Raw genomic sequence first — 14,068 nt, 5'->3', positions numbered from 1 at the left:
GCGGTGCGGAGAACCCAACGACCCCCGGGTCGCTTCGCTCCTGCCCGCCGGCCCCATCTATCCCCGGGTCGCTTCGCTCCTGCCCGCCGAATCACTACCGCCGACTTTACGGACCCGTTCCGCGCCTCGGTATGGTGGCCCGGTGCGGACACTCGTCACGGGGGCGGCAGGCTTCATCGGATCAACGCTGGTAGACCGGCTGCTGGCCGACGGCCACTCCGTCGTCGGCGTCGACGACCTCAGCTCGGGGAACGGCACCAACATCGTCGGCGCGGAACGGTACGACGGCTACGAATTCGCCAAGGCGGACATCGTCGACGCCGACCTGTTGGAGCTGCTCTCCGACACCAGGCCCGAGGTGATCTTTCACCTTGCGGCGCAGATCTCGGTCAAGCGCTCGGTCGACGACGCACAGTTCGACTCCAGCGTCAACGTCGTCGGTACGGTGCGGCTCGCTGAGGCGGCGCGCAAGGCCGGGGTCCGCAAGATCGTCCACACCTCGTCGGGCGGCTCGATTTACGGCACTCCGCCGGTCTATCCGACGAACGAGGACGTGCCCGTCAATCCGTCGTCGCCCTATGCGGCCAGCAAGGTGTGCGGCGAGGTGTACCTCAACATGTTCCGAAACCTGTACGACCTGGACTGCTCACACATCGCGCCGGCCAACGTCTACGGGCCGCGTCAGGATCCCCATGGCGAGGCGGGCGTCGTCGCGATCTTCGCCAAGGCGCTGCTCTCGGGGAAGCCGACCAAGATCTTCGGCGACGGCTCCGACACCCGCGACTACGTCTTCGTCGACGACGTGGTGGACGCCTTCGTGCGGGCCGGCGGCGAGGCGGGCAGCGGTCAGCGCTTCAACGTCGGCACCGGTGTCGAGACCTCGACGCGTCAGCTGCACACGGCCGTCGCGGCGGCGGCCGGGGCGCCGGACGAGCCCGAGTTCCATCCGCCCCGCCTCGGTGATCTGCGGCGGTCACGCCTGGACAGCAGCCGGGCCAGGGGCGTCCTCGGGTGGGCGCCGAAGGTCCGGTTCGCCGACGGTGTCACGCGCACGGTCGAGTTCTTCCGTCAGGCTTGACCCCGCCACGCCTCAGATGGCGATCACGTTGACGAGGCCGTCGAGTCCTGTGAAGTCGTCGCCGTTGCGCGTGTACAGGTCGAGACCGTTGGCGTGCGCGGTCGCAGCGATCAAGAGGTCGGCGAGCCGGCTGCGGGGTCGGCGGCCTTCGCGGACGACGGCGGAGACGATCAGCCCGTAGCTTCGGGCAGCCGTGGCATCGAAGGGCAGTGGATCGAGCTTGGCCTCGACTTCTTGCAGTCGCGTTTGACGTTTCGCGGCTTCGGCCGCACTGGTGGCGAGGTGAGGCCCGGCTGCCAACTCGGCGGCGGTGACCGCCGATATCGCCATCTCGTCAGGTAGCTGGGCCAGTACCACGGGGTCGTGCCAGTCGATGACGACTGACGTGTCCAAGACGCCTGCGCTCACGTCAAAGGCTCTGGTCGACGGCATCGTCGAGGTCGGCCCGGAACTGATGCCTGTCTATCCGAACGCCTGCGGTGGCCATTGCGGCGACCTCGTCGCGGGTGACGAACATGCGGCGGCCGGCCCGCAGCGGTCGGAGTTCGGCGACCGGCTCGCCATTGCGTGTGACGACGAAGGTCTCACCGGCCGCGACGGCATCGATGACCTTGGCATTGTCGTTGCGCAGCTCGCGCTGCGCGATCGTTCTGGACACGTCATCGACTGTAGCGCGATGTGTCACGCCGTGCTACGGGCCGCTACTTACCCTCGGGTACGCGCGCGCCCTCCAGCGCCACCGCTCGGGCCAGCTGCGCGTACCGCAGCTCCAGATCCTTGAAGCGCATGTACGTGCTCATCGTCGTGAACAGGAACGCGATGATCAACGCGTACTCGATGAGATCGGTGCCGCGGGCGACGCCCAGCCAGTTCGCCACGACCGTCGTGTCGTCGGGCCGCACGATCGCGTAGATCGCAGCGAGGACGAACAGCACGTAGCCCACCTTCACCCACGCCCTGGATTGGGCGCTGCGTCGGGAACGCAGCAGATACACCAGCAGGGTGACGATGGCGACGATCAGCAGAACCTGGATCCAGTTCACCGGCGCATCCTCCTTCGAAGCAGGCCGTCGAAGATGATGTTGACGCCGTTGACCAACGGCTGCCCCTTCGACATCGAGTAGTCGGTGTAGAGAATCTCGACGGGTTCTTCGGCGACCCGCCAACCGTTCTCGATGATCAGCACGACGATCTCGCTGGCATGTGCCATGCCGTTCATGGTCAGGTTCAGTCCGTCGGCGACGGTCCGGTTGAACACCCTCAGCCCGTTGTGCGCGTCGGTCAGACCGAGCTTGCGGCTGGTCCGGCTGAGCTTGGCGATCACGGGCAGCGCCAGTCGTTTGAGCGGCGGCATGTTCTTCGCGACGGTGCCCGCGAAGCGGGTGCCGACGACGATGTCGAGATCCTCGCCGGAGAGCCGGTCGATCATCCGGATGACGTCCTGGACGCGATGCTGGCCGTCAGCGTCGAAGGTGACGAACACCCCGGCGCCGGGCTGGCTGCGGGCGAACTCGACGCCGGTCTGGATGGCCGCGCCCTGTCCCAGGTTGACGGGGTGACGCACGACGTAGGCGCCGGCCTGCCAGGCCTTTTCGGCGGTGTCGTCGCGGCTGCCGTCGTCGACGCAGACGACGTTGTCGAAGACGGCGCGAACGTCGGAGACGACGTCGGAGATGACGCTCGCCTCGTGAAAGGCGGGGATGACGATCCACACGTCTTCGTATCGGGCGGAGTAGCCGTTTCCTCGCATGTCAATGCCGTCGAAAGTACACGCTCAGGGAGCCGGAACCCGTGCGAGAGCGACTACGTGCACGGCGATTCCGATCATGGGGCCGCAGAGCAGCGCAACGATGGTGCGGGTCTCCAGCTCCCACGGGAGCAGTAACACCAGCGTCGAGGCAAGCGTCGCGCCGATCCAGCCCGCTGCGTACGCGCGGTGCAGCGCGGCGGCGACCGTCGCGGCGCCGGTCAGCGTCAGCAGCGCGATCGCCACCGCCGCGGTGGTGAACCACGCCAGCAGGGCACCTCCCGCCAGGTAGTCGGGCCCGAACGCGGTGCGCAGCAGCCACGGCCCGAAGAATCCCGCGACGAGAACAGCGGCAGCGCCGAGGACCGCGAGCGCCGCCACCGGTGCGATGAGCGACCGCAGGCGCCTGTCGCGCTGGTCGACGAAGTGCGCGATGAGATTGCCCTGCATCGCGGTCAGCGGAACCAGCAGTGGCGCGCGGGTCAGCGTCACCGCGAGGATCACGACACCGCCTGCTGCGCCGAGGTCGGCCGACGTCGCCTTGAGCAGGACTGGGAAGCCCATGATGAGGATCGCGCTGGCTCCTGCCGCCGCGATGGAGTGCGACGCGCCCCGTAGGAAGGTGGCCGTGGTTCCCGGGGTGAGCAGCCGTGCCGCCGTGCGTGCCGTCGGTGAGGCGAGGAGCAGAACGAACCATGCGATCGAGCCGGCCACGGTCGCCCACAGGTATCCGACGAGACCCCACCCGATGACGAAGGTCGCCGTCGCGACGGTCACCCGCATCACCGCATCACCTACGATGAGGGACCCGTACTGCGACCAGCGGTCGACGCCGGCCAGCATCCCCAGCAGCGTGGAGTGCAGGCAGAAGCCGGCGAGCCCGACCGCGAGGAGCACGACGCTGAGCCATCGCGCCTCGACGAAGACGTGGCCGGACCACAGCGGCGACGTGCCCGCGATCGCGGCCGCCGCCGCGACGCCGACTCCTGCGGCCACCCAAATCGGGCGGGTCCGAGGCTCGTCGACCCTGACGAGTTGCCTCGCTTGGCGGACCTCGCGCGTCGACTCCTGCAGCAGCCCGAACGCGGTGCCTCCGAACAGCCCGAACGCACCCCAGAACACGGCGAACACCGAGAACCCCGCGGGCTCGAGGTCGCGGGCCGCGAGATAGAGCACCGCGTATCCGCACAGCGCGCTGAGGACGGTTGCCGAGCCCACTCGGACGACGCTGCTCCTGGTGGCTGGCCCTTGCGAGGGGACGATCGCCGCGCCGTCGGTCACAGGTCGGGGACGTCCGTCGAATACAGCCACGCCTGCCACAGCGGACGCAGCGACTCGTCGGCGTAGTTCGCCGCCAACCCCGTGAAGTCGTCGGTCACGGCCGTGGCGTGCCGGTGTCGCGTCGTCCAGTCCTTCAGCAGTTCGAAGAAGTTCTGGTCGCCGATCGTGCCCCGCAACACGTGCAGGGTGAGCGCCCCGCGCTTATAGACCCGGTCGTCGAACATGTCGCGAGGCCCTGGGTCGGACAGCAGCAGATTCTGCGATGACGATGCGAGCTCGTGGTGGTAGTGCCGGGCCAGCTCGTCGGCACTGCGACCGCCCGAGTCCTCCGACCACAGCCATTCGGCGTAGCAGGCGAAGCCCTCGTGTAGCCAAATGTCGCGCCAGCGCCGCGCAGTGACCGAGTTGCCGAACCACTGGTGCGCCAGCTCGTGGGCGATCAGTCTCTCCGCGCGGCGTTCCCCGTCGCAATGGTTGGCGCCGAAGATCGAGATGCCCTGGGCCTCAAGGGGAATCTCCAGGTCGTCGTCGGTCACCACGACGGTGTATCCGTTTGACAGCGGATACGGACCGAACAGCTTGACGAAAAGCTTCATCATCTCCGGCTGGCGCCCGAAGTCGTACTCGAAGTCCTTCTTCAATCGTTGCGGCAGAACCGCATTCATCGGCACCGGCGACTTGGCGAGTCGATGCTGCCCGTACGGGCCGATCTGCAACGTAATGAGGTACGTCGAGGTCGGCTCGGGCTGCTCGTAGGTCCAAGTGGTCATCGCAGCCCTGGTCCGACGAGACTTCAGCTCACCGTTCGCCAGTGCGTAGTAGGGGTTCTCGGTTGTGATCGCGACGCGGTAGCTCGCCTTGCTGCTCGGATGGTCGTCGCACGGGAACCAGGACGCCGCGCCGTTGGGCTGACCGGCGACCAGGGCTCCGCTGGTCAACTCCTCGAATCCGACGTCGCCCCAGAGGGATCGGATCGGTTTCGGGGTGCCCGCGTAGCGCACCGTGACCGACAGCGCCGCGCCCGCGGGTAGCGCGGAGGACAGCGTGACGTTCAGCTTGCCCTTGGAGCGGCCGAACTGCGCGGGCCGACGGCCGTTGACCGAGACCTTCGACACGTTGAGCGCGTCCGACAGGTCGAGGCTGAACGTCTTCAGTGACGCCAGTGTCACCGCGGTGATGGTGGCCGACCCGGCGAGCCGGTTGATGTTGACCTTGTACTCGACGTCGAGCTCGTAGCGAGAGACCCGGTAGCCGAAGTTGCCGTTGGAAGGGAGGTAGGGGTCGATGACTGGAAACTTCTTGAATCCCCTTGTCACGCGGCACTCTTGCTGGACTTGGGGGCCGAGCCGCCGCGCTTCTTGCGCTTCGGACCCCACGGCGCGATCGGGTTGCCCTGCCAGCGTGACGACGCAGGCACCTCGTCGCCCCGCATCACCAGTGACGCGGGCCCGACCGTGGCGCCAGCGCCGATCTTCGCGGCGGGCAGTGCCACGCAGTGCGGTCCGAGCGTCGCACCGGCCTCGAGGGTGACGGTGTCCAGTCGCATGATCCGGTCATGGAAGAGGTGGGTCTGCACGACGCAGCCGCGGCTCACCGTGGCTCCATCCCCGACGGTGACGAGGTCGGCCTCGGGCAGCCAGTAGGTCTCGCACCAGACGCCGCGACCGATCTTCGCGCCCAGTGCGCGCAGCCACAGATTCATCACCGGCGTACCGCTTGCAGCCCTGGCGAACCAAGGTGCCGCAACGGTCTCGACGAACGTGTCCGAGACCTCGTTGCGCCAGACGAACGACGACCACAGCGGGTGTTCTTTCGCCTCGATGCGGCCGACCCACACCCACTTGGCGATCACGGCGATGATGCCTGCCACGGCGCCTGCGGCCAAGAGCACCAGTCCACCTGCCAGTGCCGTCCACACCCAGCCGAATTCGGTTGCCAGCGCCTGCAACCCGCCCAGGACGGCGATGCCGATCGCGAAGGTGACGATCATGGGGAGCAGGCGGCACGTCTCGACGAGGCCACGCATGACCTTCAGCCTCCGCGAGGGATGGAAGGTGCGCAGCGCGTCGGCGGCGGTGGGCTGCCTGCGCAGGCGGATCGGCGGGCTGCCCAGCCAGGAGGATCCCGCCTTGGCCTTGTGCGGCGTCGCGCTGAGTACGGCGACCAGTCCGTCGTCGGGCACCCGCCTGCCCGGCTGGGTGATGCCGGAGTTGCCGAGGAAGGCCCGCTTGCCGACGGTCGCCGTCGCGACGTGGATCCAGCCGCCGCCGAGTTCGTACGACGCGACCATGGTGTCGTCGGCCAGGAAGGCCCCGTCCTCGACGACCGTGAACTTCGGTGTCAGCAGCGCCGTCGAGATCTCGGTGCCACGGCCGACCTTCGCGCCTAGCAGTCGCAACCACGACGGTGTCAGCAGACTCGCGTAGATCGGGAACAGGTAGTTGCGGGCGGCGTCCATCAGTCGCTCGGTGGCCCACAGCTGCCAGCCGACTCTGCTGCGCACCGGGTGATAGCCCTCGTGCAGGCCAAGCGCCAGCACCCGGACGCCCAGCACCGTCAACAGCGCGTAGACGACCACAGCAACAAGCGTGGCGACCGGCGTCCAGGCCAGGGCCGGGATGATCGCGTCGGTCAACGAGACGCTGTCACCGATGGCCCACCCGATGACGGCGAGGCCGGTTCCGAGGGCCAACAGCGGCACGGCTCCGAGCAGTATCGACGTCACGCCGAACATCGCGACCCAGAGCGGGGCGCGCCGCGGCCGCTCGTCGGGCCACGGGTGGCGCGCCTTGCCGGACTTCATCGCGGGCGAGCCCTTCCAGTACTGACCGGCCTTGACCTTGCCCACCACGCCGGAGCCGGGTGCGACGTCGACGTTCTTGCCGATCACCGCGCCGGGAAGCAGCGTCGTCCGCGCGCCGACGGTGGCGTCGTTGCCCACCGAGATCGCCCCGACGTGGAAGAGGTCACCGTCGATCCAGTGTCCGGTGAGGTCCACCTCGGGCTCGATGGAACAGCGGTGGCCCAGGGTGAGCATGCCGGTGACCGGGGGTGACGAGTGCAGGTCCACCCCCTTGCCGACCTTGTTGCCCAGGGCGCGGGCGTAATAGACCAACCATGGTGCGCCAGCAAGGTTTTCGGCGCCGCTGGCCTCGCCGAGGCGTTCGGCGAGCCAGACCCGCAGGTGGACGGACCCACCGCGGCGGTAGGCGCCCGGCTGCAGGCTGCCGATCAGCATCCGCGCGGCGAGTACGGCGATGGTCATGCGTCCGATGGGGGTGACGAAGACGACGAACGCGGCCAGCAGCCACCACCAGTTCACCGGCACGGCCCACGGCAGGAGCCTCAGTTGGGCGGCGGCGTTGTTCAGCAGCGCGAGCCACACCACCCACTGCGCGGCCGTGAGGGTGGCCAGCGGAACCGACGAGGCGACCTGCGCCAGCTCGGTCAGCCGCGACACGGGTTTCACGACCCGGGTCTCGACGGCCGGTGGCGGGTCGAGCTCGTCGAGATAGCCCGCCAGCGACCCGAGCCGAGGATGGTCGTAGAGGTCGGCGACCGTGACCTCCGGGTACCGCGCGCGCACCGCGGCCACCAGTTGGGCCGCTGACAGTGAGCCACCGCCGAGAGCGAAGAAGTCCTCCTCGGGCCCGCCGACCGGTGCGGCGAGCACGTCGCGCCACAGCCCTGCCAGCCAGCCCGTGGTGCCCGCCAGCTCGGGACTGTCTGCGTCGTCGTCTGCCAGCGGCCACGGCAGCGCGCTACGGTCGACCTTCCCCGACGTTCTGGTCGGCAGCTCGTCGAGCAGGACCAGCCGCGGCACCAGGGCGGCTGGCAGCGACTCGGCCAGGTTCGCGCGCGCGGTCGCCAGGTCGAACTCGGGATCCGCACTCGCGATATAGCCCACCAGCAGGGGAGTGCCGCTGCTGGTGGGTCGCACGGCAGCCGCACCGCCGCTGACGCCGGGAAGGTTCACCAGGGCCGAGTCGACCTCGCCGAGCTCGATGCGCCTGCCGCCGACCTTCACCTGGTCGTCGGCGCGGCCCTGGAAGTAGAGCCCGTCGTGCTCCAGACGGACCAGGTCGCCGCTGCGGTAGGCGCGCGACCACTCCAATGTCGGCATCGGCGCGTACTTCTCGGCGTCCTTCTCCGGATCCAGATAGCGGGCCAGACCGACGCCACCGATCACCAGCTCACCGACCTCGCCCAGCGCGACCGGGTTGCCGTCCTTGTCGACGACGGCGAGGTCCCAGCCGGCCAACGGCAGGCCGATGCTGACCTGCCCCCTTCCAGTAAGTGGGGCCAGGCAGGCGACGACGGTCGCCTCGGTGGGGCCGTAGGTGTTCCACACCTCGCGACCGTCGACCGCGAGCCGCTCGGCCAGCTCTGGAGGGCAGGCCTCGCCGCCGAAGATCAGCAGCCGCACCGCCTCGAGTGCCTCGGCGGGCCACAACGCCGCCAACGTCGGAACCGTGGAGACCACCGTAATGTCGCGGGCTACCAGCCACGGTCCAAGGTCCATCCCGCTGCGCACCAGCGAGCGCGGGGCGGGCACCAGGCAGGCCCCGTAGCGCCAGGCCAGCCACATCTCCTCACACGACGCGTCGAACGCGACGGACAACCCCGCCAGCACCCGGTCGCCCGGCCCGATCGGGTTGTCCTGCAGGAAGATCCGAGCCTCGGCATCGACGAAGGCGGCGGCGTTGCGGTGCGTGACGGCGACGCCCTTGGGAGTGCCGGTCGAACCGGAGGTGAAGATGATCCAGGCGTCGTCACGGTTCAGGGGTTCTCCGGCGCGCCACCCACGCGACGAGCCGGGTCCGCGGACCAGGCCCTGCTCGGTGATGATTGCCACGACCTGGGCCTCCCCGAACACCAGGTCGGCCCGCTCCTGGGGATCGTCGGCGTCCACCGGCACGTACGCGGCGCCGACGGCGAGCGCCGCGAGGATGGCGACGTAGAGCGCGTAGCTGCCCGACGGCATCCGGATGCCGATGCGGTCGCCGCGACCGATTCCGCGGGCGGCCAGCCACGTCACGCTCTCGTCGATGTCGCTCATCAGCTCGGCGTAGGTCAGTTGTACGTCGCCGTCGTCGAGTGCCGGAGCGTCGGGATGAAGTGCCGCGGTCGCGTGCAGGACGTCGATCAGCGTGCGGGGTTCGGGTGCGGATGCCGACAACAGGTACTGCGCGGGGATGTCGGGCCGAGCGTCCGCTGTCACGAGTACAAACTACTAAGCCCTTGGCGCGCACCCATCAGCGCCGCACGAGGTTCCAGGTCACGATTCAAAGCCGTCCCGAGAGCCTTGCCAGGAACCGATGTCATCGCAATGGATTCTGGCTGATCGCAACCGTCGCCGCAGAACCGTCGCGCACCTAACCTGTCCTGCGTGCGGCTATTCGTGGTGGATACGGCAGGAGACAATTGGAGCGAGCTGACCGCGGGCGACCGGCCCACCGTCCGGCTGGCGGCGCCCGACTTGCAGCGCGCTCAGCGTGGACGTGCGCGGATTCAGTCCGATCGGGGTGAGGTTCAAGTCATTCTCGACGTGACGGTCGCAGTGGCGCCGGACTTCCGCTCCGTACGCGACTCGATGGCGGCCGTCGACGACGGAACCCTGCGTTACGCCGGAACCGTCGACGGGCTGACCGGGCTGATCTCCGACGTCGAGGCTGCAGGGGTCGCCGACGGCGTGACGCTGATCTCCGCGGCGCCGGGGCTGGACCTGCATGGGCTGGGCCAGGACGTCCTGCGGCGGCTGGCGCTGAGGGGCAAGAAGTCCGCCTGACACCCACCCTCTGACTAATCCAACTGTTGCATTAGTCGGTGCCGTATCGGTCTTGGACATGTATTGATCTGGGCCCTAGCGTTGACCGTGTGACCCAAACGGCTGAGTATGGCACCGACACCCTGACCGGTCAGATGATCATCGCCGGCGATCCCGTGGCGGGCACCGGTCCCGAGATCCGTGGCTTCGACCCCGTCGCCGGAACCGCACTCGAACCCCCCTACCGCCACGGGGACACCACGCACGTGGACGCTGCGTGCGCAGCGGCCGCGGCGGCGTTCGACGTGTACCGCGCCACGACCTCGGAGCAGCGGGCCCGTTTCCTCGAGCGGATCGCCGACAACGTCGAGGCGCTCCGCGACGCCCTGGTCGCCAGAGCCTCTGCCGAGACCGGACTACCGCCACAACGCATCGCAGGCGAGGTCGGCCGCACCACCGGCCAACTGAGGCTGTTCGCCGAGGTGCTGCGCGAGGGTAGCTGGAACGGCGCCCGCATCGATCCGGCCCAACCGCAACGAGCGCCGTTGCCGCGCCCGGACATCCGGCAGCGTGCCGTCCCCCTCGGCCCCGTCGCGGTGTTCGGCGCCAGCAACTTCCCGCTGGCCTTCTCCGTCGCGGGCGGTGACACCGCCTCGGCGCTCGCCGCGGGCTGCCCCGTCGTCGTCAAGGCACACGACGCCCACCCGGGGACCTCCGAGCTCGTGGGGCGGGCCGTCACCGCCGCCGTCAGCGCGTCGGGGTTGCCTTCGGGCACGTTCTCGCTGCTGTTCATCCCCGGCCGAGGACTCGGCGCGACGTTGGTAACGGATCCGCGGATCAAGGCGGTCGGCTTCACCGGATCCCGTTCCGGAGGAACGGCTTTGGTCGCTGCCGCCACTGGGCGCCCCGAACCCATCCCCGTCTATGCCGAGATGAGTTCCATCAACCCGGTATTCCTGTTCGACGGGGCGCTCGCCAGCCGCGGTGTCGATCTGGGCCGCGCGTTCGTCGGTTCCCTGACGATGGGCTCGGGACAGTTCTGCACGAACCCCGGCCTGGTCATCGCAGTGGACGGCCCAGGACTGGACACCTTCATCGCCTCCGCCAGAGACGCCTTGGTTCAGGCCGGGGCGACGCCGATGCTGACGCCCGCCATCGCCGAGAGCTACGCCGACGGGGTGGCTGCGCTCGACGAGGATGCCGACCTCGTCGTGCGCGGTGCCGCGGGCGACGAGCGGACGACCTGCCGCGCCGCGCTGTTCAGCACGGACGCGACGACCTTCCGCCGGTCCGAGGCTCTGCAGGCGGAGGTGTTCGGTGCGTCCAGCCTGGTCGTGCGGTGCGCCGACGTTGCCGAAGTCGCTTCGGTGGCAGCCGATCTCGAGGGTCAGCTCACCGCCACGCTGCACGTCGACGAATCCGACTACGACGACGCGGCCGGGTTGCTCCCGGTGCTGGAACTCAAGGTCGGGCGCATCCTCTTCAACGGTTGGCCGACGGGTGTCGAGGTCGGCCACGCAATGGTGCACGGGGGGCCGTCACCCGCGACCTCGGATTCGCGTACGACCTCCGTCGGGGCCTGCGCGATCGAGCGGTTCCTGCGGCCGGTGGCTTATCAGGACGTCCCGAAGGCCCTGTTGCCCAGTGCCATAGCCGACGGCAACCCCGACGGTCTGTGGCGCCGCATCGACGGCCAGCTCACCCAAGACTGACCCAACGAATCTGCGACCAAGGAGTCACGACATGCTGGACGGCGTACTTTTCTTTCCCGTAACCCCCTTCACCGAGAGCGGTGACGTCGATCTGTCGAAGCTCTCCGAGCACGTCGCCAAGGGCGTCGACGCAGGCCCCGGTGGGGTATTCATCGCTTGTGGCACAGGCGAATTCCATGCTCTGGAGACGGGTGAGTTCGCGGACGTGGTGCGCACCGCGGTCGAGGCGACGGGCGGCCGGGTGCCGGTGTACGCAGGCGCGGGCGGCTCGGTGGCCCAGGCCAAGATCTTCGCGCGGGCTGCCGCCGAGGCAGGCGCCGACGGGCTGCTCCTGCTGCCGCCGTATCTCGTCACCATGCCGCAGCAAGGACTGGTCGACTACACCCGCGCGGTGGCGGGTGCCATGGACCTGTCCGTCATCGTCTACAACCGGGGCAACGCCCGCTACACGGAGGCGTCCGCGGTGGAGGTCGCGCACCTCCCCAACATCGTCGGGTTCAAGGACGGTACCGGCGACGTCGACCTGGTGGCCCGCGTCGTGCGTGCCGTAACCGATGCACTCGCGCAGGAGGGCAAGCCCTTTCAGTTCTTCAACGGCCTGCCGACCGCCGAGGTCTCGCAGCAGGCGTACCGCGCCCTCGGCGTCACCCTGTACTCGTCGGCCGCCTTCGCGTTCGCACCGGAGCTCGCACTGGCCTTCTACGAGGGGCTGGAACGCGGCGATGACGATCTGGTCGCGGCGCTGCTGCGCGATTTCTTCCACCCCCTGGTCCGGCTGCGCGACACGGTGCCCGGCTACGCGGTGTCGCTTATCAAGGCGGGCGTCACCATGGAGGGCATCGACGCAGGACCGGTTCGACCGCCGCTGATCATGCCGTCGCCGGAGGATCTCGACACGCTTGCGCAGATCATCGCTGCCGGGCGTGCGGTGATCGCCGACGAGCTCGCGATGGTGCACCAGTGAGCGCTTGCGCGAAGAACAGAGGACGCTGATGGCGCCCAGCCCGTTCCGCATCACGGGCGCCCGCATCACGCCGGTCGCGTTCGTCGACCCGCCGCTGCTCAACACCGTCGGCGTGCACCAGCCCTTCGCCTTGCGGGCGATCATCCAGCTGGACACCGACGCAGGGCTGGTCGGGCTGGGGGAGACCTACACCGACACCAGGCACCTGGCTCGGCTCGAAGCCGCCGCCGACGTGATCGTCGGGTTGGACGTATTCGGGCTCAACGAGATTCGCGCCGCCGTCGCCGACCGGCTTCGAGGTGACGACGCCGCAGTGGGCACCGCGGGCATGATCACGTCGGCGAGTGCCGTCGATCAGGTGTTCTCGCCATTCGAGGTGGCCTGCCTCGACGTGCAGGGCCACGCCGCAGGCAGGCCGGTCTCCGATCTGCTCGGCGGCAAGGTGCGCGACACGGTGCCGTTCAGCGCTTACCTGTTCTACAAGTGGGCGGCGCATCCCGGCGGTGAGCCCGATTCATGGGGTGAGGCGCTGGATCCGGCGGGCATCGTCGCGCAGGCCAAGCGCATGATCGGCGAATATGGTTTCAGCGCAATCAAACTCAAGGGTGGAGTGTTCCCGCCCGATGAGGAGATGAAGGCCGTCGAGGCGTTGCGCGAGGCGTTCCCCCATCATCCGTTGCGGCTCGATCCGAACGCGGCGTGGACGCCTCAGACATCGGTCAAGGTGGCCGCCGGGCTGGCGGGCATTCTCGAATACCTCGAGGACCCGACCCCGGATCTGGACGGGATGGCAGAAGTCGCGGCCCAGGCCCCGATGCCGCTGGCCACCAACATGTGTGTCGTCGCGTTCGACCACCTGGCTCCGGCGATCGCGAAGGACTCCGTGTCCGTCGTGCTGTCGGATCACCACTACTGGGGTGGGCTGCAGCGGTCGCGCCTGCTGGCAGGCATCTGCGACACATTCGGCCTTGGGTTGTCGATGCACTCCAACTCCCATCTCGGCATCAGCCTGGCCGCGATGGTGCATCTGGCCGGCGCCACGCCGAATCTCAGCTACGCGTGCGACACGCACTGGCCGTGGAAGACCGAAGATGTCGTCAAGGCCGGCGTGCTGGAGATCCGCGACGGTGCGGTTACCGTGCCGACCTCGCCGGGGCTGGGCATCGAGATCGACGATGACGCACTCGGCGCGCTGCACGAGCAGTACGTCCGGTGCGGCATCCGCAACCGTGACGACACGGGCTACATGCAGAGCATCCGTCCCGAATACGAGGCGATCAGCCCGCGCTGGTAGCTAGACTGATGCAGCTCCGGCGCAACGAAGGCGCCGAATGATACTGGGAGTGCATCGGTGTTCTCGCTCGCCCGGCTGTCCTGTTTCATAGCCGTCGCCGAGGAACTGCACTTCGGGCACGCGGCCGAACGCCTGCACATGACGCAGCCACCGTTGAGCAGGCAGATTCAACAACTCGAGGCGGAACTCGGCGTCCAGTTGATCGACCGCACCACGCGGTCGGTC

General features: G+C 68.6%; 13 protein-coding genes. 6 read left to right on the top strand and 7 right to left on the bottom strand.

Annotated features, from left to right (window positions below):
• The first annotated feature begins 142 nt into the window (after window positions 1-142).
• Window positions 143-1,078, top strand: coding sequence for an NAD-dependent epimerase/dehydratase family protein (locus QOI01_RS02100; RefSeq protein WP_526378135.1), 936 nt, complete (start codon window positions 143-145; stop codon window positions 1,076-1,078).
• A 12-nt stretch (window positions 1,079-1,090) separates the two neighbouring features.
• On the opposite strand, the gene QOI01_RS02095 is transcribed toward QOI01_RS02100, so the two are convergent.
• Genes QOI01_RS02095 through QOI01_RS02065 form a run of 7 tightly spaced genes read right to left on the bottom strand, consistent with a single transcriptional unit; the run spans window position 1,091 to window position 9,327 of the window.
• The gene (locus QOI01_RS02095) at window positions 1,091-1,486 is read right to left on the bottom strand and encodes a type II toxin-antitoxin system VapC family toxin (protein ID WP_526378133.1); all 396 of its coding nucleotides are present in this window, start codon (window positions 1,484-1,486) and stop codon (window positions 1,091-1,093) included.
• 1 nt (window position 1,487) lies between these two features.
• Window positions 1,488-1,736 carry a type II toxin-antitoxin system Phd/YefM family antitoxin gene (locus QOI01_RS02090; protein WP_526378131.1) on the bottom strand — a complete coding sequence of 83 codons (249 nt, stop codon included), beginning with the start codon at window positions 1,734-1,736 and terminating at the stop codon, window positions 1,488-1,490.
• A 43-nt stretch (window positions 1,737-1,779) separates the two neighbouring features.
• Window positions 1,780-2,121, bottom strand: a complete 342-nt coding sequence (locus QOI01_RS02085) for a DUF2304 domain-containing protein (protein WP_526378129.1) — start codon at window positions 2,119-2,121, stop codon at window positions 1,780-1,782.
• Entirely contained in the window at window positions 2,118-2,828 is a 711-nt protein-coding gene (gene ppgS, locus QOI01_RS02080) for a polyprenyl-phospho-N-acetylgalactosaminyl synthase PpgS (RefSeq protein ID WP_526378127.1), read from the bottom strand. The genes QOI01_RS02085 and ppgS overlap by 4 nt, the downstream gene beginning before the upstream one ends.
• Window positions 2,829-2,852: 24 nt before the next feature.
• Window positions 2,853-4,106 (bottom strand): hypothetical protein, encoded by a 1,254-nt coding sequence (locus tag QOI01_RS02075; RefSeq protein WP_526378125.1) that lies wholly within the window; start codon window positions 4,104-4,106, stop codon window positions 2,853-2,855.
• Complete coding sequence (locus QOI01_RS02070; protein WP_526378123.1) at window positions 4,103-5,422, bottom strand: M1 family metallopeptidase; 1,320 nt, start codon at window positions 5,420-5,422, stop codon at window positions 4,103-4,105. The genes QOI01_RS02075 and QOI01_RS02070 overlap by 4 nt, the downstream gene beginning before the upstream one ends.
• A complete protein-coding gene (locus QOI01_RS02065; RefSeq protein ID WP_526378121.1) occupies window positions 5,419-9,327 on the bottom strand; it encodes a Pls/PosA family non-ribosomal peptide synthetase in 3,909 nt (1,302 codons plus the stop codon). Before QOI01_RS02065 ends, QOI01_RS02070 begins: the two co-directional genes overlap by 4 nt.
• A gap of 168 nt (window positions 9,328-9,495) precedes the next feature.
• Here QOI01_RS02065 and QOI01_RS02060 point away from each other — a divergent pair, with 168 nt between their 5' ends.
• The 5 genes from QOI01_RS02060 to QOI01_RS02040 all read left to right on the top strand — a co-directional run.
• The gene (locus tag QOI01_RS02060) at window positions 9,496-9,894 is read left to right on the top strand and encodes a hypothetical protein (protein ID WP_526378119.1); all 399 of its coding nucleotides are present in this window, start codon (window positions 9,496-9,498) and stop codon (window positions 9,892-9,894) included.
• 134 nt (window positions 9,895-10,028) lie between these two features.
• Window positions 10,029-11,585, top strand: a complete 1,557-nt coding sequence (locus QOI01_RS02055; RefSeq protein WP_526378170.1) for an aldehyde dehydrogenase (NADP(+)) — start codon at window positions 10,029-10,031, stop codon at window positions 11,583-11,585.
• A gap of 31 nt (window positions 11,586-11,616) precedes the next feature.
• Window positions 11,617-12,549: a 5-dehydro-4-deoxyglucarate dehydratase gene (locus QOI01_RS02050; RefSeq protein ID WP_526378117.1), complete on the top strand. Its 933-nt coding sequence runs from the start codon at window positions 11,617-11,619 to the stop codon at window positions 12,547-12,549.
• A 28-nt stretch (window positions 12,550-12,577) separates the two neighbouring features.
• Window positions 12,578-13,843, top strand: a complete 1,266-nt coding sequence (locus tag QOI01_RS02045) for a glucarate dehydratase family protein (protein WP_526378115.1) — start codon at window positions 12,578-12,580, stop codon at window positions 13,841-13,843.
• Between the two features lie 57 nt (window positions 13,844-13,900).
• The coding region (locus tag QOI01_RS02040; RefSeq protein WP_526378168.1) for a LysR family transcriptional regulator at window positions 13,901-14,068 on the top strand (168 nt) is incomplete at its 3' end.

The organism is Mycobacterium sp., from assembly GCF_032162605.1.
Lineage (GTDB): Bacteria > Actinomycetota > Actinomycetes > Mycobacteriales > Mycobacteriaceae > Mycobacterium.
Note: the sequence above shows the minus strand (reverse complement) of the source record. Positions and strands in the feature narration are given on the sequence as shown.

What these genes read in the sequence shown, in the direction of transcription:
- QOI01_RS02055 (WP_526378170.1), top strand. Translation starts at nt 10,029, where the DNA reads ATGATCATCGCCGGCGATCCCGTGGCGGGCACCGGTCCCGAGATCCGT.
- QOI01_RS02050 (WP_526378117.1), top strand. Translation starts at nt 11,617, where the DNA reads ATGCTGGACGGCGTACTTTTCTTTCCCGTAACCCCCTTCACCGAGAGC.
- QOI01_RS02045 (WP_526378115.1), top strand. Translation starts at nt 12,578, where the DNA reads ATGGCGCCCAGCCCGTTCCGCATCACGGGCGCCCGCATCACGCCGGTC.
- ppgS (WP_526378127.1), bottom strand. Translation starts at nt 2,828, where the DNA reads ATGCGAGGAAACGGCTACTCCGCCCGATACGAAGACGTGTGGATCGTC.